Origin of the sequence: Collinsella sp. LCP19S3_C9 (genome assembly GCF_052121575.1) — a bacterium.
Lineage (GTDB): Bacteria > Actinomycetota > Coriobacteriia > Coriobacteriales > Coriobacteriaceae > Collinsella.
In genome coordinates, this window is the sequence record NZ_JBQKDZ010000001.1 from 225,988 (window position 1) to 246,956 (window position 20,969).

Consider the following 20,969-nt stretch of genomic DNA (forward strand, 5'->3'; position numbering starts at 1 on the left):
CCTGCTACAATGGGCCAAACTATTTCGATTTCGGAGGTGTCTGCCATGTCGGACGATCTTCATCAAACCGCGTCGGGCAAGCGCCGCGACGTTATTAGCTGGGACGAGTTCTTTATGAGCGTGGCCATCGCCGCGCAGCGCCGCAGCAAGGATCCTAATACGCAGGTGGGCGCGTGCATCGCCAGCACCAACCACCGCATTCTTTCGGTGGGCTACAACGGTACGCCCTCGGCGCTCAACGACGACTTTTTCCCGTGGGGCACGAGCGATGACCCGCTGCAGGACAAGCATAACTACGTAGTTCATGCCGAGGCCAACGCCGTGCTCAACTACCGCGGCTCGCTCAAGGACCTTGAGGGTTCCACGGTCTACGTCACGCTGTTCCCATGCCACGACTGTGCCAAAATCCTGGCGCAGGTAGGTGTGGGCGAGGTTGTCTATCTGGACAATAAGTACGCCGACACCGACGACGGCCGCATCAGTCGCCGCATTCTCGACTCCTGTGGCATTAGCTTCCGCCAGGTTATCGTCGATGTCCACATTGGTACCGGGGAACAAACGCAGCAGTAGCGGCAGCGTGTACGAGCGCCGGGCGTTGGCAAAAGCGGCTAATTAAGCCCCGTTCCAAATTGACTGTCAAATTAACTGCTCGTGAAAGTCGTGTCCGCGCGCATGGACGGCTCGCGAGCGGGTACATGGCTGTAGTAACATAGCTCTGTCCGCGGGCGCGCCCGCGTTATTGTGAGAAAGGAGCCCCTGTGGCTGTTAACGAAGAGCTGCTTAAGAAGGTTCTTGAAGAGATTCGCCCCAACCTGCAGGCCGACGGCGGCGACATGGAGTATATGGGCGTTGATGACGAGGGCGTCGTCAAGCTGGAGCTCCAGGGCGCCTGCGCCGGTTGCCCCATGAGCGCTCTGACGCTTTCCATGGGCGTCGAGCGTATCCTCAAGGAGCACGTGCCCGGCGTTACGCGTGTCGAGCAGGTCAATGCCTCCGGCGAGGTCGAGGATCTGTACGACGAGTATGCGCCGTTCTGAGAAGCGAAAGCTGCGGGCGATGTGCTCCGCATAGACGTCATGCCCAAATGTGCGGCTGCGAGCGAAAGGCCCGCGGCCGCATTTGTATGTAGGGAACAGGGGGACCGATATGCTCAACGACCTCTACCATATGCTTGATCCTGTCGCCATTTCGGCGGGGCCCATCACCATCTACTGGTACGGCTTGGCCTATGTGGTCGGAGCTCTGCTCACGGCGGTCGTCATGTACCGCACGCAGCGTCGTTGGGGTTTTGACATTACGGTCGACGACCTGATGAGTGTCGTGGTTGGTGTGGTCTTTGGCCTCATCATTGGCGCCCGTCTGTTCTACGTCATCTTTTACGGTGACGGCTACTACTGGGCGCATCCGCTCGAGATCTTTGCCACCAACGAAGGCGGCATGAGTTTCCATGGCGGCCTGGTGGGCGGCATCATCGGCGGCGTGCTCGTGTGCCGCATGTACAAGCTCGACGCCTGGACCATCGCCGACCTTGCCGTTATCGGTGCTCCGCTGGCCCTGTGCCTGGGGCGCTGCGCCAACTTTGTCAACGGCGAGCTGTGGGGCAAGCCGACCGATTTGCCCTGGGGCGTGATCTTTGGCGGCACCGCGGGCGATATACCGCGCCATCCATCCCAGCTCTACGAGGCATTTCTCGAGGGCATTGTGCTCTTCTGCATTCTGCAGGTGCTCAGCCGCAAAAAACCGCTGCTGCCCCAGGGTGCGTTTATGGGCGTGTTCGTGATGGGGTACGGCATCGTCCGCTTCCTCATTGAGTTTGTGCGCGTGCCCGATGCCCAGCTGGGCTATCTGCTGGGCGGCGTCATCACCATGGGTCAGCTGCTGAGTCTGCCACTCGTGATTGCGGGCCTGGCGCTCATCATTTTTGCCCTCCGCCGCAACCGTCCCCAGCGCATCTATCTCGACGCCTAACCACCATATACCACCACAAAGGGAACAGGCACCTTTGTGGCGATTTTGCCAGGCAACGATGACAGAACCGTAACGTTTCCCCAGATAAAACCTGCCAAAATAAACCTGTCCCTTTTTGGCAGGTTTCTAGAAAGGCTTTTCGGACTGTGAAGGATTCCGATCTCTCCACAACGGCTGCGCGCGACGCCGCCCGCATCGTTTGGTTTAAGCGCTATCCCGCCAAGCAGACGCTCGTCGCATTTTTGCTCGCCCTGCTGGCGACCACGGCGTTTTCCATCGATCCCGCCCCGGTGTCGAGCAACGCGGTCTTGGCGATCGATCCAAAGGCCTCGGGCATGCTTTACGTGTGCTACGAGGTACTCCTCTCATTTGCCGGCCATACCGACGCTGTGATGCTGCTCGCGCTGGCCTGCCTGCTCACGCTGCCGTTTCGCTATGTGTTCTTTGGCCGCGGTGACGCTTGGCGCCCCTCGGTCGTGCTGCCGTCGCTATTCTTTGCCGTCTGCATGGTGTTCGGCCGCAGTTACGACCTCACCGATTCGGCCGAGATTGTGCTGGGCGACAAGGCGCGCGTTATCTGCGCCTGGATTGGCGGCGCGGGCTGGATGCTTCTGGCGATTGTGGCCTTCTATCTGGCTTTTGAGTTTTTGGATTGGTTGAGTTCTCGCCGCATTCCGTTTTCGGAGGCGCATTTTGGCCGCGTGTGGCGTGTTACCCACGCCGTGCTCTCGGTCCATCCTTTTGTTGGGCCGTTTCTTGTACTCATGATTGTCTGGGCGCCCACGCTTATCGCCTCGCTGCCCGGCCTCTTTATGGGAGATACGGGCGCGCAGATCCGCCAATGGTTCAACTACCCCAACGGCACGAGCGACTACCTGCGCCTGCTTAACCCCAACGCGCTGCTCAACGGCCATCATCCGGTGGTACACACGGCCATCATCGGCTTGTGTGTGCAACTGGGGCTTTCGCTATTCAATAGCGCCAATGCGGGTCTTGCCATCTACACCTGCGCCCAATTTGTCATCACGGCCGCCTGCGTGGCCTATTCCATATCGTCGCTGCGCAAGCTGGGCGTGAGCCTGCCGGTCCGCGGCGTCATCTTGCTGTTCTTTGCGTTTATGCCGATGTTCTCCAACTACGCGGCGCTGCTGACCAAAGACGTACTGTTTGCCGATGCGTTTCTGGTACTGCTCGTTCAGACCGTCAAGCTCGTGGCATGTGGCCTGCCCCGTCGCGATGTCAATGCCGAGCGCGCGGGCGAGCGCACGCCTGTGCTCTTTGCGCGCCACGACTGGCTGTTGCTCGTGCTGGGCGCCATGGGTTCCACGTTTTTGCGCAATGGCGGCCTGGTCTTTCCGTTGGCGGCCTGCGTGATTGCGGCGGCGTTTTGCGCCTGGGACGCGCATGTGGCCCGTCGCGTGGTCAAACAGTCTGGCGTCGCACCCTCATGCGCCACGCCGCGCTTCCGCTGGGCCGGCGTTCTCGCGGTGCTCGTGCTCTGCCTTGCCTCCAACATGTACTTTACCAAGGTCTTTATGCCCGCGCACGATATCACGCCGGGCTCCAAGCGCGAGATCCTCTCGATTCCGTTTCAACAGACGGCGCGCTTCGTCCAAAAGCACGACGGCCTTAATTCGGGCGTTAACCCCAAGGTCAAAGACGACGGCACGATTGAGGAAGCTCCCTGCGACGGTCTGGTGACCGATAAGGAACGCGCTGCGATCGATCGGGTGCTCAAGTACGAGAATCTGGGCCGCCGTTACAACCCCGACAAGTCGGATGCCGTAAAAAACTGTTTTAACGAGTACGCCTCGCAGGAGGACATCAAGGCCTATTTTGAGGCGTGGGCCCAGATGTTCAAAAAGGATCCCGAGTGCTATATCTCGGCGCTCATCAATAACTACTACGGCTACTTTTATCCGAGTGCCCGCGATGCGTGGGTCTACAGCACGGCGCGCAGTGCCGAGATCATGGCGAAGCCCGATAACCTCAAGTACTTCGACTTCCATCCGGTCGATAGCAAGGTTGTGCGCTGGTGCGACCACCTGATCAACCTGTATCGCGTGGCAGTACAACGCATCCCGTTTATCTCGCTCACCATGAGCTCGGCCACCTATGTGTGGATCATGATCGCTGTGGTGGTCTATCTGCTACGTCGTCATTCGTGGCGCGGGCTGGCCATTTGGGTGCCGCTGCTGGGCGTGCTCGCCGTGTGCCTGATCGGTCCCTGCAACGGCTCGACCTACATGCGCTACCTGTATCCAGTCATCGCCTGCATGCCCTTCGCCATCGGCGCCACCATCACCCGCAGCGACCTCCTTTGGTTCTAACTTGGTGCAAAGGGGACAGGTTACTTTGCACCAAGGGGCTGCATCATCACGACGCCTTCATTTTGGGGTTTATCTCGCAGGCCAGTAGGTATATCATAACGACGTTTGTTTATATTGCCCGAGCATCTGCGCTGGGCTTTAGGTCGAAACCGATAGGAGACACGTATGTCCGGACACTCTAAGTGGGCCACAACCAAGCATCGTAAGGGCGCGCAGGACGCCAAGCGTTCCGCCCTCTTCTCCAAGCTGAGCCGCAACATCACCGTTGCTGCCCGTCTCGGCGGCGACCCGCTGCCCGAGAACAACGCCAGCCTCGCCGCTGCCGTTGCCAAGGCTAAGGCTCAGTCCATGCCCAAGGACAAGATCAAGTCCGCTATCGACAAGGCCTTCGGTTCGGGTGCCGATGCCGCCGTCTACGAGAACATCGTGTACGAGGGCTATGGTCCCGCCGGTGTTGCCGTCTACGTCGACTGCCTGACCGATAACCGCAACCGTACCGCCGCCGATGTCCGTTCCGCCTTCTCCCACGCTGGCGGCAACCTGGGCACCTCCGGCTCCGTCGCCTTCCAGTTTGAGCGCAAGGGCCAGATCGTCGTCGCCAAGGAGATCCTGGACGAGAACGCCAAGAAGGAGACCATGATCGCCAACGGTGCTGCCGGTGACGAGGAAGAGTTCATGATGGCTATCGCCGAGGCCGGTGGCGACGACTACGAGGACGCCGGCGAGGAGTGGATCGTTTGGACCGCCGCCAACGACGTCATGGCTGTTTCCAAGGCGCTCGAGGAGCAGGGCATCCAGGTCAAGGGCTCCGAGACCACTATGGTTCCGACCACCCCGACCGAGGTCTCCGGTGCCGACGCCAAGAAGGTCCAGCGCCTCATCGACCGTCTCGAGGAGCTCGACGACGTTCAGGATGTTTACAGCACCATGGACATGACCGACGAGGTCATCGCTGCCCTCGAGGAGGAGTAGCGCCTGCACGGGTTAAGCCGTGCATATCTGGGCATAATGAAGCGAGCATACAAGCCTCGTGGAATAGATGAGCCGGATCCGCGTGCGTATGGCACCGGACCCGGCTCTTTTATAATGATGCGAATCGTTTTGCATTCTGTGGACCGAAACCTGAAGGGAGCGCGCGTGCGCGTACTCAAACGAGCCCTAGCAATCGTGTACCTTGCCGCCGCCATCGTGGCGCTGGGCACGCTTGTCTGCCAGTTCTGGGGACCGTATACGTATCGCTTTATGCTGCTGTTGCGTGACACCATGCCTCGCGTTGTCGTTACGGTGTGCGCCGCCATCGTGGCACTTGGCGTGCTCATCGGGTTTTTCCGCCTGATGTTCGCGCGTCGCGAGCCGTCCTGCGTGCATCCGGCGGGGGAGCGCAACATCGAGGTCACCCTCGCAGCGCTTTCCTCGTGCGCCCGTGCCGCGGCAGAGCGCGACGACCGTGTGATAGTCGAGCATGTCGAGGCGCGCGTGCAGGGTTCCGACGAATCGCTCGTCCGTTTTAAGGTCGACGCCATCGCGCTCGATGACCGGGACGTGGCCTCCCTTGCAACCGCGATGCAGCAACGTATCGAGGAGGCCTGCGACACCATGCTCGGCACGCCGGGCACGACCGCGCGCGTCCGTTTTTTGCCGTCCAAGACTACCGTCCAGACCGTGGAGGTTTCCGGTGAGTGATACCAATCAAGACAAGACCGTCCGCACCCCGCGCCTGACGATCGACCAGAACGCTACGCCGGCAGGCGAGTCCGCCGACACCACCCCCGAGGCCGGCGAGCAGCACGACAGCGCCGCCAACGACTTTGACGAGGCCATGGGTCTCATCAAGGGTACGGGGGCGGCCATCTGGAGCTATGCCGTCCGTCATCCCAACACCACGCTCGGAGCCGTCGCTGGTTTTGTGCTCGCCGTGCTGGTGCTCACGATCGGCCTGTGGGATACACTCGTCATCGCATTCTTTGTGCTGATCGGCGCCGTGATTGGCCAGATCCGTGACGGCGAGAACGGGATCGTCAACTTCTTCGGCCGTCTGTTTAGCGGCCGCTAGTATGTATTCGACCGCCGCGTGTGCGGTGGGCATAAGGAGGAACCATGGCTTTTAACACGAAGGTCGATGTGGCCGATACCGAGCTCGAGGCAGACGAGACCGTCGTCGCCGAGGCTGAGGACGTAACGCTCGAGGACGGGGCGCTCGTCGAGGCCGAGCCCGCCGACGATGCGGACGAGGATGATGAGGAAGCGGACGAGTCCGAGGATTCGCTGACCTATTCCAACGGTGTGATCGAGAAGATCGTCGCCATGGCCACCCGCGAGGTGCCGCACGTCCTGGGCATGAAGGGCAACCTTATGCACTTTGTTCAGGAGCAGTTTGGTGCCGAGAACCTGACCAAGGGCGTGACGGTCGAGGTCACCGATGACAACCGCGTGGTCGTCAACATTTCCGTCATTATCGAGTACGGCGCCTACGCACCCGCGATTTTCGACGACGTTAAGGCGCGCGTGACCGAGCGCCTGGCCGCGATGACCGGCCTTGAGGTGGCAGGCGTCAACCTGCGCATCGAGGATGTCATCACCCCCGAGGAGTACGAGCGCCGCACCAACCAGCACGAGTAACCTACCAAATAGGGACAGGTTTGTTTCGATAGGTTTTACCTGCGAAAACGCTAAACGGTCGACCGCGCAAGCAAAAGTGCGGTCGACCGTTTTCTATATGCCCCCGATGTAGTCATCCCGCTCGTCTAACTTAGGGTTGCAATCTTCGCGTTCCGCGTTACCCTAATGGGCGCATTGTTTCAAAATTGTTAACGAGGGGTTGCCGTAATGGCCGACGAGCACGAAACAGAAAGCAAGGCATGGGCGATTGAGGCCGCCGCGGCAGAGGCGGCATCGCGTGCCGCCGAGGAGGTGCATCGTCCTCCCGTGGTGCCGATGGAGCGCGTTGTCGGTCGCGAGGATATCGAGCGCGGCGAGCGTGCCGGCCAAAAGCGCAGCCAGGAGCCGGGCTTCCCGCGCTTTTTCGCCGAGCTCAATCTGGGCCTGATCCTCACGGCGTTCGCCATCGTGGCCTTTAAAACCCCCAATCACTTTGCCTTCGGCGGAACCTCGGGCGTGTCGGTCATTCTTTCCACGCTGTTCCCGACTCTGCCCGTCGGCGTCTTTATGTGGATCATCAATGCGGTTCTCGTCGTCTTGGGCTTTATCTTTTTGGAGCGCAAGGCAATCCTTTGGAGCGTCTTTGCCTCGTTTGCGCTTTCGGCCTACGTCTCGCTGTTTGAGCTCTTCATTCCGACGGATGTTTCGATGACGGGCGATATGTGGCTCGACCTGTGTTTTGCCGTGATTTTGCCGGCGCTGGGCAGTGCCATTGTCTTTGACATTGGCGCCTCGACGGGCGGCACCGATATCCTTGCCATGATCCTCAAGCGTCGCACGACGCTCGAGATCGGACGCGCCTTGCTGTTGGTCGATATCGGCATCGTGACCATCGCGGCCTTTTTGTACGGTCCGCGCGTTGGCCTGTACTGCGTGCTCGGCCTGTTTGCCAAGACGCTTGTGGTCGACAAGGCCATCGAGAGCATTCACTTGCGCAAGGTCTGTACGATTATTTGCGCAGAGCCACGCAAAGTCGAGGAGTTTATCGTCAAGCATCTCAACCGCACGGCAACGATCAGCCGCGGCTACGGTGCCTTCTCGGGCAATTGCGTCACAGTGATTATGAGCGTGCTGAGCCGTCGCGAAGCAGTGCAACTGCGCCGCTATACCCGCGATATCGATCCAGATGCGTTTATCACGATCGTTGACAGCTCCGAGATCGTGGGCAAGGGCTTCCGCGGCACGAACTAGCGCGGATATACCCTTCGAACCATTGAATCAAGCCGCCTACGTTTCAAATCGGTCATCTTGGGGTATTTGTCCCCACATTGCGCGATAATGTTGCCAAAGACGTCGTTTGCGATCCAGGTGATTCACTCTAGATACGAAGGGATGATTTCGATGTTCTGTTCGCAGTGTGGCGCCCCCATGGGCGATAACGACAAGTTCTGCGGCGTGTGCGGTGCCCCTAATACCGTGGTCAAGGCTGCTGGCCCCGCTCCCCAGGGACAGTCTCAGCCCCAGCAGTTTGTTCCGCAACCGCCCGTGGCGAATGCGCCAAAGGGCTGTGTGGCTCAGGCGTTCCAAGACATGACCAAGACTCCGGGCGTGCTGCAGCGCGTGTGCCAGATTGCTTTTTTGCCGGCGCTTATCTGTGTCGTGTCGGTGCTCGTGCTGTTCATTCCCGTTATCGGCGGTATTGCAGCTGCCATCGGCTTTTTGGCCGCCTGCGTGGCGAGTGTGTGCGGTTCGGGCTTTGGCATCGAGTGGGGTCGCGACCTGTCGCTTAAGATCGATGACGGCATGGATCGTCCGTTGATGCGTTCCACATCGTTTGGCCTCGGGGTCTTTTCGAGCGTTATTTCGGTCGTGCTCGAGATTATCGCTGCCATTCCCGTTATTGGTGTAGTGCTTTCGCTGGTGGAGAGCGTGGTAATTGGCGCGGCGGGCTCGTATTCGTATTACGGCTCTTCTGCGCTCGAGACTGCGCTGTTTGGCTCGCTTGGCCTGCTTGTCCTGGCTATGATTGCCACGGCGGTCCTGGGAGTCTTCTTTAAGATGTTCGCCGATATCGCCGTGATGCACTTTGCGGTGACCGGTCGCGTCGAGAGCGCGTTTTCGCTCGACAAGGTCTGGGCGGCCTTTAAGAACAATAAGACCAAGCTGTTTTGCGCTTCATTCCTTCCCGAGTTTTTGACGGGCCTGGTCGCCAACGTTGTCACATGGATCTTGACGGCGGTCTTTGGCGCCATTGACTCTGTCGGTATGTATAGCTACTACTATCGTCCTACGGGTATTGAGGCAATTGTTACCGGCGGTGGCATCTCACTCGTGCTGTTCCTGGTGCTGATCGCTTTCGTCACCGTATTTCTAACGGTCTTTGGCAAGATGCTCAAGCACCGTGCCGTTGGCTATTGGGTCGCACGTTATGCAAGCGAGTGGGCCGACGAGGATAAGGACGACGTCCTGACTTTTGTATTGCCCTTCGAGAAGAAGTCCGCTCCTTCGGGTTACAGCGCTCCGGATGTCGCGCCTGAGCCCGAGCCTGAGTCTGTCCCGGGATCTGCGCCGGAGTCCGAGCCTACGACGGAGCCCGCGCCCACGACGGAGCCCGCGCCCACGACGGAGCCCGAGCCAAGCTCCGACGAGGACCCGCAAGACGAGTAACCCTGTCACCTGCCATTTGGGGACGGGGTAGAAATGGTAGAAATAGTGCTTGACGAATGAGCGGGGGCGGACGTGTCGAAACGTCCGCCCCCGCTTTGACATCGCGATGTGGCTACGGCTGCGAGATGGTCGCGATTCGACTACTCGTTGTGCTTCTCTTCGTGACGAGCGGCGGTGCGAGCTTCGTGGATGCCCTTGATGGCGGCATGGCGGGCGGTGCGGGCGTCGTGCATGGCGTCGCGGGCCTCGGCGGCCGTTGCCTTGGCAGAGCGTAGCTTGGCTGCCAGATCGGGATTGGTCTCGGCAACCGCGGCGATAGCGGGGCCGTCGAGCTCCTCTTGCGTGGGCTCGGCCAAAAAGTCGATGGCATACTGAGCGGCTACCATGGAGCCCTTGGCGAGCACGCTCTCGTCGATCTTATAGAAGCAGGAGTGCTGGGCATAGGTGGCGCCGATCTGGGGATTGCGCGTGCCCACAAAGGCAAGCACACCCGGTACACGGCGCAGGTACTCCGAGAAATCCTCGCCCGAAAGCGTGCCGCGATAATGGCCTTCGCCGGCTGCACCCAGACACTTGACCACGGCCTGACGACAACGCTCACTCGAGGCGACGTCGTTTTCGACCTTGTAGTTGGCGATGGTGTAGTCGGTAAGTTCAGCCTCGGCGCCCAGGGCCGCCGCAGTGTGCTCTACGATGCGGCGCATGAGCTCGGGCATTTCCTCGTGCGTCGAATCGCCATAGGTGCGCACCGTGCCGGCGAGGTAGGCGGTACCGGCGATAACGTTGCGCGCGGTGCCGCCGTGCAGCTCGCCGACGGTAATGACGGCCGGCTCGTAGGGGCTGATCTCGCGCGAAACGATGGTCTGCAGGGCGTTGACGATCTCGGCCGCCACCATGACAGCGTCGTGGCCGCGCTGGGGCATGGCGCCGTGGCACGAGGTCCCGCGGACATCAATGCGGAACCAGTCGGTATTGGCCATGCGCGGACCGGGCTCGCAGCTTACGGTGCCGGCGTCGACCTCACTCCAGATGTGTGCGGCGTAGGCGCCATCGACGCCGTCGAGCACACCCGTGCCGATCATGAGTTTGGCGCCTTGGCCGTTTTCCTCACTGGGTTGGAAGACGATGCGGACCTCGCCGTGGATGTCGTCGGTCATATGGCGCAGGATCTGTAGCGTGCCGAGCATCATGGCAATGTGGCAGTCGTGGCCGCAGGCGTGCATGCAGCCCTCGTTGACGCTGGCGAACTCCTCGCCGGTCTGCTCGGTGACGGGTAGGGCGTCGATATCCGCGCGCAGCAGGATGCGGCGGCGCGGCGTGCCGTCCTCGCGGTAGGCGTCGGGTGCGGTGCCGCGAAGGGTCGCCACCAGGCCCGTCTTAAGCGGGCGCTCGTAGGGGATATTCATGGCGTCGAGCTGGTTGGCGATGTCAGAAGTCGTGCGCTCTTCGGCGAGGCTCAGCTCCGGGTGCTTATGGAAGTGCCGGCGCTGCTTGATGATGTAGGGCTCAAACTCGGCGGCGATATCTTGGATGGCTGCGGTGACGTCATCAGCCGCGCGGGCCTCGGTCGCTGCCATAATCTGCTGTGCCTTGGTCTTCGTCATGGTCGATTTGCTCCTTGCTGGTTTATCGCAAAATCGTACAGGCTCTTTCCAGTATGCCACCTGCCATTTGGGGACGGGGCAGAAATGGTAGAAATGGATACCTCCGTAACCTTGACAGGTCCAAATTGCTTATGCACGCAGCCTTGGATGCGGCTTTCAAGCTTGAAATCTACCATTTCTACCCCGTCCCCAAGGGGCAGGCGGGGCCGTTGGGGTTGGGAAAGGTGCCGTTTACCGCTTGACGTTTTGCAGCTGTGGCGGTGGAGTACACTCGGGGGTGTTGAATTTCCTGCCAGAGATGGGGATGCCCATGCAACATATCGATCGGATTATCCGCTCTAAGAACGTCTTTACCTCGCAAGATGGCATCGATACCGCCCGTGAGCTGGCGATTGCCATCGCAGGCGACCGTATCGTCGCAGTCGGCAAGCCCGATGACGTGATCGCCGCCGCTCCTGCCGCCACGCCGGTTATCGACTACGGCGAGCAGTTTGTCTGCCCCGGTTTCCATGACGCTCATCTGCACTTCTTTCATACCTCGGTCGGTTCCTCGCCGTATATGCTTATGGATGGGGGCACGTCCGAGGTGGCGCTGGTGCAGCACGTGCTCGAGTTTTCCCAGGATCTGCCCGACGACGCTTGGGTTGTGACGCAGGGCTGGCGCGACTACCGTTGGGACCCGCCCGAGCATCCTACCAAGGCGTCGCTCGATGCGGTATTTCCCGATCGTCCCTGCGTTATGTACTCGGGCGACGGCCACACGCTGTGGCTCAACAGTCGCGCTCTCGAGGCGCTCGGCGTCACGCGCGATAGCGAGCCGCCAGCGGGCGGCAGCTACGACAAGGACGCAAACGGTGAGCTCACGGGCATTGCTCACGAGGCGGCCGCCATGCAGCTGTTGCCGCGCTGCCTTGAGTGGCTGGGCGAAGATCGCATCGCAAGCGCTTACGCCGATCAAATGAGGCGCATGGCCGAGCAGGGCATCACCTCGATCTGCGACATGTCGCTCATGCCCATGCCGGGCTGCGATTTTATCCGCGACGACGTCTACGACAAACTGCAGACAGCCGGCAAGCTGGGCATTCGTGCCCATCTGTTCCCCACGCTGCTGGATGACCAGTCGCGTCTAGAAGAGCTGCAGGCACGTTACGCGAACAACGCACTGCTTTCGGCGCCGGGCTTTAAGCAGTTCTTTGACGGCGTGTCGAGCGAACATACGGCATATCTCACCGAGCCCTATACCAATCCGCGCTTCCCGGGCGACCAAGGCCGTCTGACGGTTTCCGCCGAGCGCATGCGCAAGCTGGTTCTGGCGGCTGCGGAGCGCGGCCGCGCCGTGCGCATCCACGTTATCGGCGACGGTGCGATTCATGCCGCGCTGGATATCTTCGAGGAAGCCGCCGGTCTGTACGGCCTGCCCCAGCACGGCCACAACACGCTCGAGCACCTGGAGAACCTCCTGCCCGAGGACATCGACCGCCTGCGCAAGCTCAACGTGGTCGCCTCGAGCCAGCCCTGCCACATTACGCTCGACCCGGGTGGACCGGAGCGCGATTTGGGCTTGGAGCGCAGCCGCATCATGTGGCCGTTCGCAACCTATAAGCAGCGCGGCATTCGCCAAGCCTTCGGTACCGACAGCCCCATCACGCCCGTTACCAGCATGGACGTGCTCTACACGGCTATCACACGCCAGGACCCCAAAAGCCACTGGCCCGAGGGCGGCTGGTTACCGAGCGAGCGCATCGACGCGGCAACGGCTTTGCGCAACTACACCTTGGGCAGCGCCTATGCAGCTGGCGACGAGCAAAACCTCGGCAGCTTGGAGCCCGGCAAGTATGCTGACCTGGTAGTCTTGGACCAAAACCCGCTCACCGTTGACCCCCAAGAGCTGCAAGCCACCAAGGTTCAGGCCACCTACCTAGCCGGTAACCTCATCTACGAGCGCTGATGCTCATGCCGTGTCGTTAAACGCGGCCCGGGCGACTTATTTTGGGATGGCGCTCGAGCCACGTCTGCATATCGGTGGGGAATCGTTATGAGCGTCCCTGCTCTGCCGGATTTGTGCGTGGGGTGGAGGCGCTGCTGCCCCGCGCGTTCAAATTGGACATTTGCAATGCTGCCTCATGGTGTTTTGCATACTTCCCATTACAGATTGCATAAATAGGTTGGGATGTTCTTTCTGGCCCTGATGTACCCCCGCCTGGGCCGTGCAAAAAACGGAGTATTCAGCACTGCGAGCTCTGCCGGCGCCGTTGCGGTCGGGTAATGTCATGGGGATTGACGTCATTTTGGCGTCCGGGCAGGCACGAGGCATGCCTTTATGCCCTGATGGGGTCTGCCTGCCGACCCAAATCGCCGGTCGAAGGCGTCCTTGGGACCAATAAGATGTGTCTGGCGCGTATACAGCCATCCTGGTCTGCTGAATACTCCCAAAAATGCACGGTGCTCCCCAGGGGACCCGTGCGTGCAGCGAAAGCCATGCCCATGTTCCTATCCGCATCGCCATTTTGCTGCACTGACGTTTCTGAATGCCGCGCCCGAACTAGTTAACTTGGCTCCCGTGTGGCGCCGGAGGGGCGGGATATAAGGTTTATCGCGAGTTCCGCACGAGCCGAAGGCCACGTAATGTGGCCTTCGTGCGAGCAGGACTGCCCGAGCAGGAAACCTTATGCCCCGCCCCTCCGGCGCCACACGGGAGCTGCGCACAAGTTATCCCCCCGGCATTCAGAAAATCTAAGTGCCAAAAAATAAGATTTTTTGACTCTGTGTTGTATAACCCGCCATTCGTGGGTACCATTCAACGCGTACGCAAACAAATAGGGTTAATTCGCGTGGCATAACCACGCGGCCCAAAAAGGAGGAGACAAGCATGTCGTCTTTGAAGCCGCTTGCAGATCGTGTTCTGGTCAAGCCCGACGAGGCCGAGCAGAAGACCGCTTCTGGTCTGTATATCGCCAGCAACGCTCAGGAGAAGCCGCAGCGCGGCACCATCGTTGCCGTTGGCGCTGGCAAGGTCAACGACAAGGGTGAGCGCATCCCCATGGACGTCAAGGAAGGCGACGTTGTCATCTACGGCAAGTTCGGTGGCAACGAGGTCAAGGTCGACGGCGAGAAGTATCTGCTGATGCGCGCCGACGACATCTACGCCGTCGTCGAGGCCTAGTCTCATCAGGCTCTCTGATTCGTCTTTGAACGCGGTCGCCGCATAGGACTCGGAAGCGGCGACGTGAGTCACATTTCTTTTGGAGGATTACCTACCATGGCAAAGAACATTACGTTCAATACCGATGCCCGCGCTAAGCTCGCCAAGGGCGTCAACACTCTGGCCGATGCCGTTACCGTCACCATGGGCCCCAAGGGCCGCTATGTCGCCCTGCAGCGCACGTTCGGTGCCCCGACCATCACCAACGACGGCGTTTCCGTCGCCAAGGAGATCGAGCTCGAGGACAACATCGAGAACATGGGCGCCCAGCTGGTGAAGGAGGTCGCCACCAAGACCAACGACACCGTGGGTGACGGCACCACCACCGCAACCCTGCTCGCTCAGGCCATCGTTAACGACGGCCTGCGCAACGTCGCCGCTGGCGCCAACCCGCTGGCCATCCGTCGCGGCATCGACAAGGCCGTCAACGCCGCCGTCGCCGAGATGAAGAAGCAGGCCAAGCCGGTCGAGACCAAGGAGCAGATTGCTTCCGTCGGTACCATCTCCGCCGGTGACCCCGAGGTCGGCGAGAAGATCGCCGAGGCCATGGAAGTCGTGGGCAAGGACGGCGTCATCACCGTCGAGGATTCCCAGACGTTCGACATCACCATCGACACCGTCGAGGGCATGCAGTTCGATAAGGGCTACGTCTCCGCTTACTTCGTCACGGACAACGACCGCATGGAGGCCGTGATGAAGGATCCGTACATCCTCATCACCGACCAGAAGATCTCCAGCGTCCAGGACATCATGCCTGTTCTCGAGGCTGTCCAGCGCGCTGGCCGTGGCCTGCTCATCATCGCTGAGGACATCGACGGCGAGGCTCTGCCCACCCTCGTCCTCAACAAGATCCGCGGCGCCCTCAACGTCTGCGCCGTCAAGGCTCCGGGCTACGGCGATCGCCGCAAGCGCATTCTCGAGGACATCGCCGTCCTCACCGGTGGTCAGGCTGCTCTGGACGAGCTGGGCGTGAAGGTCGCTGACATCACCGCCGATATGCTCGGTACCGCTAAGTCCGTCACCATCTCCAAGGACAACACCGTCATCGTCGGCGGCGCTGGCTCCAAGGAGGCCATCGACGCCCGTATTGCTCAGATCAAGGGCGAGATGGAGAACACCACCTCTGACTTCGACCGCGAGAAGCTCCAGGAGCGCCTGGCCAAGCTCTCCGGTGGCGTTGCCGTCATCAAGGTCGGCGCTGCCACCGAGTCCGAGCTCAAGGAGATCAAGCACCGCGTCGAGGACGCCCTGCAGGCAACCCGCGCTGCTGTCGAGGAGGGCATTGTCGCTGGCGGCGGCGTCGCCTTCATGGACGCTGTGCCTGCGCTCGATGCAGTCGAGATCGACGACCCCGAGGAGAAGATCGGCGTCGACATCGTCAAGAAGGCTCTGACCGCTCCGGTCGCAACCATTGCCAAGAACGCTGGCTTTGAGGGCGCTGTCGTGGTCGACAAGGTCGCCGAGCTGCCCGCTGGCCAGGGTCTCAACTCTGCCAGCGGCGAGTGGGGCGACATGATTGAGATGGGCGTCCTCGACCCCGTCAAGGTCAGCCGCGTCACCCTGCAGAACGCTGCTTCTGTCGCCAGCCTGATCCTCATCACCGAGGCCACGGTTTCCGATGTGCCCAAGAACACTCAGCTTGAGGATGCTATCGCTGCTGCTACCGCTGGTCAGCAGGGCGGCGGTATGTACTAAGGCCGACAAGGTCTAGAACTCCCACCGGGAATCCCGGGGGCGTGACGGGGTTTCTCTCCGGAACGTCCTCGGACATGCAAAGAGGCTCCGCATCGCGCTTCGCGCTGCGGAGCCTCTTTGCGTCCTGCGGAATGTTCCGGAGAGAAACCCCGTCACGCCCCCCGGATCCCCTGCGTTTACGGCCTTGAAGTCGGCTCGCGGAGAAGGACGTGGTTGTTGGGGATACGTATCCCGGACGCTGTTTCGCGGCTTTGCCGCGAAAAGCGCGTTACTTTGGGGAGGGTGGGGAACGTGGTTGTTGCGGCAACTGATCCCCACCACAAATTACCTTTGGCGTACTTGCGCGAAAGCCTGCCCGTGCTAGACTTGGAATTGCTGTTTCAGGGCGGGGTGAAATTCCCCACTGGCGGTAAATCGGACGGTGCCAGAGGGGCGCCGTGGCGCAGGCGAGGTACCTGCGTCCGAGCCGATGAGTCCGCGACCTGTGCGTGCGTTGGTTCGCATGCCGGCTGAACTGGTGAGATCCCAGTACCAACGGTTAGAGTCCGGATGAAAGAGGCAGGTGATCTTATGTCTGAACAGTCGCAGCATATCCATTTTGAGAACACGAATAGGTGGAGCACCAAACAGCTCGTTACCATGGCGCTGATGTGCGCCTTGGGCGCCCTGTTTATGTACGTGCAGCTGCCCATCCTTCCTTCGGCGCCGTTTTTGACCTACGACCCGTCGCTGGTGCCGGCGATGGTGTGCGGTTTTGCGTATGGTCCCGGCGCCGGTACTGCTGTTGCCGCTATGGCTATCGTTATTCACGCGCTTACCACGGGTGACTGGGTCGGTGCGCTTATGAACCTGGTTGCCACGCTGGGCTACATTCTGCCCGCGGCTATCGTCTACCAGAAGATGCATACCTATAAGGGTGCCGTGATTGGCCTGGTGTTCGGCGTCATTGCCGCTACGGCGCTGTCTATGGTCGCAAACCTTACCATTGGCGTATGGTTCTGGTATGGCTCGGTCGATGCGATCGTTCCGCTCATGGTTCCTGCCGTGCTGCCGTTCAACCTTATCAAGACCGTGCTCAACTCGGTGCTCACGCTTGCAGTGTACAAGGCGGTCTCCAACCTCATCACGCCTAAAAAGAACCAGGTCAAAGGCCGCGCATGATTGATTGTCGAGGCGTTTCCTTTAGCTATGACGGTGTCACGCCGGCACTCGACGGTATCGATCTGAACATCGAGGATGGCGAGTTTTTCTGCATCCTCGGCGGCAATGGGTCGGGCAAGTCGACGTTTGCCAAGCATCTGAATGCGCTGCTGCAGCCCGATGCAGGAACGGTGCGTATCAACGGCATGGACGCGTCCGATCCCGAGCTGGTCTACGACATCCGCTCGACCGCGGGCATGGTGTTCCAGAATCCCGATGATCAGCTGGTGGCAACGCTTGTCGAAGATGACGTTGCGTTTGGTCCCGAAAACCTTGGCGTGCCATCGGCGCAAATTGCGCAGCGCGTACGCGAGGCGCTGCAGGGTGTGGGCCTGGTGGGCTTTGAGCGCCACGAGACCCATGCACTTTCGGGCGGCCAAAAGCAGCGCGTGGCGCTTGCCGGCGTGCTCGCCATGGAACCGCGTGTGCTCATATTGGACGAGGCTTCCTCGATGCTCGATCCGCGTGGACGTAAGGGCCTCATGAAGGTTTGCCGCGCGTTGCACGATCGCGGCATGACCATCGTGATGATTACGCACTTTATGGAAGAGGCCGCCGAGGCCGATCGTGTCGCGGTGTTTCGGGCGGGGCGCGTTGCCATGCTCGGTGCGCCCGAGGAAATCTTGACGCGGGCGGACGAACTTGCCCAGCTCAACCTGGATATGCCGGCGTCGTGCTGTCTAGGCAGGGCACTCCGCGAGAAGGGCGTACCCGTTTGCGCGCAGGTGCGTGAGGCGGATATGGTCGCCGAGATTGCACAGGTTTATGCTGAGTGGAGCGGGGCGGACGTCGCTGGGCGGCCCTCCGCATCCGATTCTCGGGTGCTTGACCATGCATCCTCTGCAGCCGACGGGATGGTCGCGTCGGAGCCCGTCATCGAGATTTCGCACCTCTCGCATAGTTACTCGCTGAGCGCCCGCGAGCGCCGCCGATGGCGCAAGCGCTCGACCACTGTGGGCGCATCGGGCAAACAGGCTCTTTGGGGCAACGATCCAAACAGCCCCTGGGCGCTACGTGATGTTTCGCTGACGGTGCGTCGCGGCGAGTTTCTGGGCCTGGCGGGTCATACCGGCTCGGGTAAATCAACGCTGGTTCAGCATCTCAACGGGCTGATTCGTCCACAGGAGGGGAGCGTTTGCGCACTGGGGCTCGACCTATCAAGCAAGAAAGGCGCCGCCGCGGTTAAGGCCAAGGTCGGCGTGGTGTTTCAGTATCCCGAGCGCCAGCTATTTGCCGAGACCGTGGCGCAGGACGTGGCGTTTGGCCCGCGCAACCTTGGCCTGCCGCAAGACGAGGTTGTTCGCCGTGTCGCAACATCGCTTGCGCGCGTGGGCCTCGACCTTGCCGCGATAGGCGACAAGAGCCCCTTTGAGCTTTCGGGCGGTCAGCAGCGCCGCGTGGCGTTTGCCGGCGTGCTTGCCATGGAGCCCGAGGTCCTGGTGCTCGACGAGCCCATGGCGGGGCTCGATCCGGCTGCGCGCAGGGATTTCCTGGAGCTCATCGATCGGCTCCATCGTGAGGGCCTGACCGTTGTCATGGTTTCGCACAGCATGGATGACCTGGCAAATTGTTGTGACCGTATCGTTGTGATGAACGAGGGCGCGGTGTTCGCCGATGGAACGCCCGCACAGGTTTTTGCGCACGCGAACGAGCTCAAATCGATCGGTTTGGGCGTTCCCGCTGCGCAGCGCATGGCATTGTCGCTCGTGCAAGCCGGTGTGCCGCTCCGCTGCGACAAGCTTTATACGGTTGAGTCGCTGGCCGACGAGTTGGCCGGCATGCTGCTAGGCTGCGCGGACGGACCTTTGAGGGCGTCGCGTCAGGCTGGTTCCAAGATGGCCACGCAAGAGGAGGGCTGCTAATGGAGGCATTCTCATTTGGCAGCTACTATCCGGGGGAAAGCGCAGTGCATCGCCTGGATCCGCGCACTAAGTTGCTCCTAGGTTTCGCATTTCTGATCACTGCGCTCACCGTCGGCAGCTTCCGCGGGCTGGTTCCGATCGCAATTTTTGTCGTGCTGGTCTATGTCGCGGCCCGGGTTCCGTTGCGTCGGGTCCTATCGTCGATGGCACCACTGCTGGCGATTGTCGTGGTGGTCGCGGTGCTCAACCTGTTTTCCGATCAGAGTGGCCGCATCCTGTGGCAGTTTGGCTTTTTGCAGGTGAGCGAGGGCTCGCTGCGTTCTGCGACGTTTATGGCGTGTCGCCTGACGATGATGATGGCCGGCATGAGCGCCATTACGCTCACCACGCCGACGCTCGACCTCACCGCGGGTTTTGAGCGCCTGCTCGCACCATTCGCGCGCGTGGGGCTTCCGGCGCACGAGCTCGGCATGATTATGGGTATCGCACTGCGGTTTATGCCACAATTTGCCACCGAGATGAAACAGACGGCCGATGCACAGGCAAGCCGTGGCGCGCGCGTGACGGGCGGTCCGCTCGGTGGCGTGCGCATGCTCGGCAGTGTGGCGATTCCGCTGTTTACTGGCGTGTTCCGTCATGCCGAGACGCTTTCGGCCGCCATGGATGCGCGCTGCTATCACGGCGAGCGGGGACGCACGCGTCTGCATGCGCTTACGTTTGGCCGCGGGGATGCACTGGCCGCGGTGGCGATGGCGCTGCTGGTGGCATGCGTTGTCGTTATCAATCTTCAACTCGTCTAAGCTCGATTCGAGCGCAAGAAAGGGGTCTCTATGACCGACATCGATCGCACGGCTCAGCTCGAGCGCGTCTGCTCGTATCTCAGACGCATTCCGGCGTGGTATCTTGCCACGACCGATGCAAACGACGGGCATCAGCCCCGCGTGAGGCCGTTTTCGTTTGCCATGGTCGATAACGACAAGCTGTGGTTTTGCACGTCGCGCGACAAGGACGTGTGGGCGGAGTTGAGTAAGAATCCCAAGTTTGAGGTATCGGGCTGGAAGCCGGGGGAGTGCTGGATCGTGTTAACTGGCGAGGCCGCACTCGAGGACGATGCATTCGTGAGTGACAAGGTGCGCCAGACGGGCTTTAAGCACATGGTGGGCATTGGCGAGCAACACGATAGTGCCAACGATGGCCGCCTTGCGTTCTTCTCGGTCCTCAACATCGCCGCGCGGTTCTGCGATATCGACGGCAGCGAAGAGCTCCTCGAGCTTTAATTTCCCAAATTAGCTGCCCATTCCAAAAAGACTGGTCAGATGACAGGAGGAAACGTGGACGGATTGAATACGGTGCTGGAGTATCTGACGTCGGTGCCGGCGTGGTACCTAGCGACGAGCGTGGACGGGCAGCCGCATGTGCGTCCGTTCTCGTTTGCGCAGATTCAGGACGGCAAACTGTGGTTTGTAACGGCGCGCACCAAAGATGTGTGGCAAGAGCTGCTGCAAAACCAGCGCTTTGAGGCCACGAGTTGGTGGCCGGGCCATGGTTGGTTGATCCTGCGCGGACGTGCGGGTCTGGACGACCGGGCTTCGGATGAAATGCGCGAGGCCGGGTGGAAGCATCTTGAGCGCTTGAGCGAGCACTATGAGGGGCCTAACGATCCCACGCTCGTCTTCTTTAGCGTCGAGGACCCCGAGGCTTTTATCTGCAATCACGACGAATGGGTTCCGGTCGAGCTCTAGGCTGCTCTGGGCGACCCTTAAGCTTGGTATTCCGTATAAGGTGGGCTCCGCATTGGCCAGCAGCATGATGCGCTGCGGCTAATGCAGAGCTCGCTTATTTT

19 protein-coding genes and 1 riboswitch are annotated in these 20,969 nt (G+C 60.7%); of the genes, 18 read left to right on the forward strand and 1 reads right to left on the reverse strand.

Annotated features, from left to right (window positions below):
* Positions 1–45: 45 nt before the first annotated feature.
* The 10 genes from ACTQXI_RS00945 to ACTQXI_RS00990 all read left to right on the forward strand — a co-directional run bounded on the left by ACTQXI_RS00945 (position 46) and on the right by ACTQXI_RS00990 (position 9,563).
* A complete protein-coding gene (locus ACTQXI_RS00945; RefSeq protein ID WP_154514829.1) occupies positions 46–570 on the forward strand; it encodes a deoxycytidylate deaminase in 525 nt (174 codons plus the stop codon).
* 188 nt (positions 571–758) lie between these two features.
* Positions 759–1,037, forward strand: a complete 279-nt coding sequence (locus tag ACTQXI_RS00950) for a NifU family protein (protein ID WP_427718265.1) — start codon at positions 759–761, stop codon at positions 1,035–1,037.
* Between the two features lie 109 nt (positions 1,038–1,146).
* Positions 1,147–1,968 carry a prolipoprotein diacylglyceryl transferase gene (gene lgt, locus ACTQXI_RS00955; protein WP_441049051.1) on the forward strand — a complete coding sequence of 274 codons (822 nt, stop codon included), beginning with the start codon at positions 1,147–1,149 and terminating at the stop codon, positions 1,966–1,968.
* A 146-nt stretch (positions 1,969–2,114) separates the two neighbouring features.
* Positions 2,115–4,298 (forward strand): DUF6020 family protein, encoded by a 2,184-nt coding sequence (locus ACTQXI_RS00960; RefSeq protein WP_441548134.1) that lies wholly within the window; start codon positions 2,115–2,117, stop codon positions 4,296–4,298.
* 165 nt (positions 4,299–4,463) lie between these two features.
* Complete coding sequence (locus ACTQXI_RS00965; RefSeq protein ID WP_154514825.1) at positions 4,464–5,270, forward strand: YebC/PmpR family DNA-binding transcriptional regulator; 807 nt, start codon at positions 4,464–4,466, stop codon at positions 5,268–5,270.
* 165 nt (positions 5,271–5,435) lie between these two features.
* Complete coding sequence (locus ACTQXI_RS00970; RefSeq protein ID WP_441049049.1) at positions 5,436–5,981, forward strand: hypothetical protein; 546 nt, start codon at positions 5,436–5,438, stop codon at positions 5,979–5,981.
* Complete coding sequence (locus tag ACTQXI_RS00975) at positions 5,974–6,351, forward strand: DUF2273 domain-containing protein (RefSeq protein WP_441049048.1); 378 nt, start codon at positions 5,974–5,976, stop codon at positions 6,349–6,351. Before ACTQXI_RS00970 ends, ACTQXI_RS00975 begins: the two co-directional genes overlap by 8 nt.
* Positions 6,352–6,395: 44 nt before the next feature.
* Entirely contained in the window at positions 6,396–6,917 is a 522-nt protein-coding gene (locus ACTQXI_RS00980; RefSeq protein WP_441548135.1) for an Asp23/Gls24 family envelope stress response protein, read from the forward strand.
* A 207-nt stretch (positions 6,918–7,124) separates the two neighbouring features.
* A complete protein-coding gene (locus tag ACTQXI_RS00985; protein WP_441056385.1) occupies positions 7,125–8,147 on the forward strand; it encodes a YitT family protein in 1,023 nt (340 codons plus the stop codon).
* A gap of 150 nt (positions 8,148–8,297) precedes the next feature.
* Positions 8,298–9,563, forward strand: coding sequence for a zinc-ribbon domain-containing protein (locus ACTQXI_RS00990; RefSeq protein WP_441548136.1), 1,266 nt, complete (start codon positions 8,298–8,300; stop codon positions 9,561–9,563).
* Positions 9,564–9,703: 140 nt separating this feature from the next.
* On the opposite strand, the gene ACTQXI_RS00995 is transcribed toward ACTQXI_RS00990, so the two are convergent.
* Positions 9,704–11,167 (reverse strand): M20 family metallopeptidase, encoded by a 1,464-nt coding sequence (locus ACTQXI_RS00995; protein WP_441536873.1) that lies wholly within the window; start codon positions 11,165–11,167, stop codon positions 9,704–9,706.
* A gap of 304 nt (positions 11,168–11,471) precedes the next feature.
* Between ACTQXI_RS00995 and ACTQXI_RS01000 the strand changes: the two genes are divergently transcribed.
* From ACTQXI_RS01000 to ACTQXI_RS01035, 8 genes are all read left to right on the forward strand, one after another.
* A complete protein-coding gene (locus ACTQXI_RS01000; protein ID WP_427747676.1) occupies positions 11,472–13,115 on the forward strand; it encodes an amidohydrolase in 1,644 nt (547 codons plus the stop codon).
* A 921-nt stretch (positions 13,116–14,036) separates the two neighbouring features.
* Positions 14,037–14,330, forward strand: a complete 294-nt coding sequence (gene groES / locus ACTQXI_RS01005; protein ID WP_089572547.1) for a co-chaperone GroES — start codon at positions 14,037–14,039, stop codon at positions 14,328–14,330.
* A 96-nt stretch (positions 14,331–14,426) separates the two neighbouring features.
* Positions 14,427–16,064, forward strand: a complete 1,638-nt coding sequence (gene groL / locus ACTQXI_RS01010; protein WP_154514811.1) for a chaperonin GroEL — start codon at positions 14,427–14,429, stop codon at positions 16,062–16,064.
* A 372-nt stretch (positions 16,065–16,436) separates the two neighbouring features.
* Positions 16,437–16,629: riboswitch (FMN riboswitch) on the forward strand.
* A gap of 5 nt (positions 16,630–16,634) precedes the next feature.
* Positions 16,635–17,225 (forward strand): ECF transporter S component, encoded by a 591-nt coding sequence (locus ACTQXI_RS01015; protein WP_441049274.1) that lies wholly within the window; start codon positions 16,635–16,637, stop codon positions 17,223–17,225.
* A complete protein-coding gene (locus tag ACTQXI_RS01020) occupies positions 17,222–19,126 on the forward strand; it encodes an energy-coupling factor transporter ATPase (RefSeq protein WP_441049272.1) in 1,905 nt (634 codons plus the stop codon). Before ACTQXI_RS01015 ends, ACTQXI_RS01020 begins: the two co-directional genes overlap by 4 nt.
* The gene (locus ACTQXI_RS01025) at positions 19,126–19,926 is read left to right on the forward strand and encodes an energy-coupling factor transporter transmembrane component T family protein (protein WP_154514805.1); all 801 of its coding nucleotides are present in this window, start codon (positions 19,126–19,128) and stop codon (positions 19,924–19,926) included. Before ACTQXI_RS01020 ends, ACTQXI_RS01025 begins: the two co-directional genes overlap by 1 nt.
* Positions 19,927–19,956: 30 nt before the next feature.
* Complete coding sequence (locus tag ACTQXI_RS01030) at positions 19,957–20,403, forward strand: pyridoxamine 5'-phosphate oxidase family protein (protein ID WP_441049270.1); 447 nt, start codon at positions 19,957–19,959, stop codon at positions 20,401–20,403.
* 54 nt (positions 20,404–20,457) lie between these two features.
* Positions 20,458–20,868, forward strand: a complete 411-nt coding sequence (locus ACTQXI_RS01035; protein ID WP_427718303.1) for a pyridoxamine 5'-phosphate oxidase family protein — start codon at positions 20,458–20,460, stop codon at positions 20,866–20,868.
* The last annotated feature ends 101 nt before the right edge of the window (positions 20,869–20,969 follow it).

Excerpts from the sequence above, each read along its gene's own strand:
- ACTQXI_RS00945 (WP_154514829.1), top strand. The coding sequence starts at position 46 with ATGTCGGACGATCTTCATCAAACCGCGTCGGGCAAGCGCCGCGACGTT.
- lgt (WP_441049051.1), top strand. The coding sequence starts at position 1,147 with ATGCTCAACGACCTCTACCATATGCTTGATCCTGTCGCCATTTCGGCG.
- ACTQXI_RS00965 (WP_154514825.1), top strand. The coding sequence starts at position 4,464 with ATGTCCGGACACTCTAAGTGGGCCACAACCAAGCATCGTAAGGGCGCG.
- ACTQXI_RS00980 (WP_441548135.1), top strand. The coding sequence starts at position 6,396 with ATGGCTTTTAACACGAAGGTCGATGTGGCCGATACCGAGCTCGAGGCA.
- ACTQXI_RS00985 (WP_441056385.1), top strand. The coding sequence starts at position 7,125 with ATGGCCGACGAGCACGAAACAGAAAGCAAGGCATGGGCGATTGAGGCC.
- ACTQXI_RS00990 (WP_441548136.1), top strand. The coding sequence starts at position 8,298 with ATGTTCTGTTCGCAGTGTGGCGCCCCCATGGGCGATAACGACAAGTTC.
- ACTQXI_RS00995 (WP_441536873.1), bottom strand. The coding sequence starts at position 11,167 with ATGACGAAGACCAAGGCACAGCAGATTATGGCAGCGACCGAGGCCCGC.
- ACTQXI_RS01000 (WP_427747676.1), top strand. The coding sequence starts at position 11,472 with ATGCCCATGCAACATATCGATCGGATTATCCGCTCTAAGAACGTCTTT.
- groES (WP_089572547.1), top strand. The coding sequence starts at position 14,037 with ATGTCGTCTTTGAAGCCGCTTGCAGATCGTGTTCTGGTCAAGCCCGAC.
- groL (WP_154514811.1), top strand. The coding sequence starts at position 14,427 with ATGGCAAAGAACATTACGTTCAATACCGATGCCCGCGCTAAGCTCGCC.
- ACTQXI_RS01015 (WP_441049274.1), top strand. The coding sequence starts at position 16,635 with ATGTCTGAACAGTCGCAGCATATCCATTTTGAGAACACGAATAGGTGG.
- ACTQXI_RS01020 (WP_441049272.1), top strand. The coding sequence starts at position 17,222 with ATGATTGATTGTCGAGGCGTTTCCTTTAGCTATGACGGTGTCACGCCG.
- ACTQXI_RS01025 (WP_154514805.1), top strand. The coding sequence starts at position 19,126 with ATGGAGGCATTCTCATTTGGCAGCTACTATCCGGGGGAAAGCGCAGTG.
- ACTQXI_RS01030 (WP_441049270.1), top strand. The coding sequence starts at position 19,957 with ATGACCGACATCGATCGCACGGCTCAGCTCGAGCGCGTCTGCTCGTAT.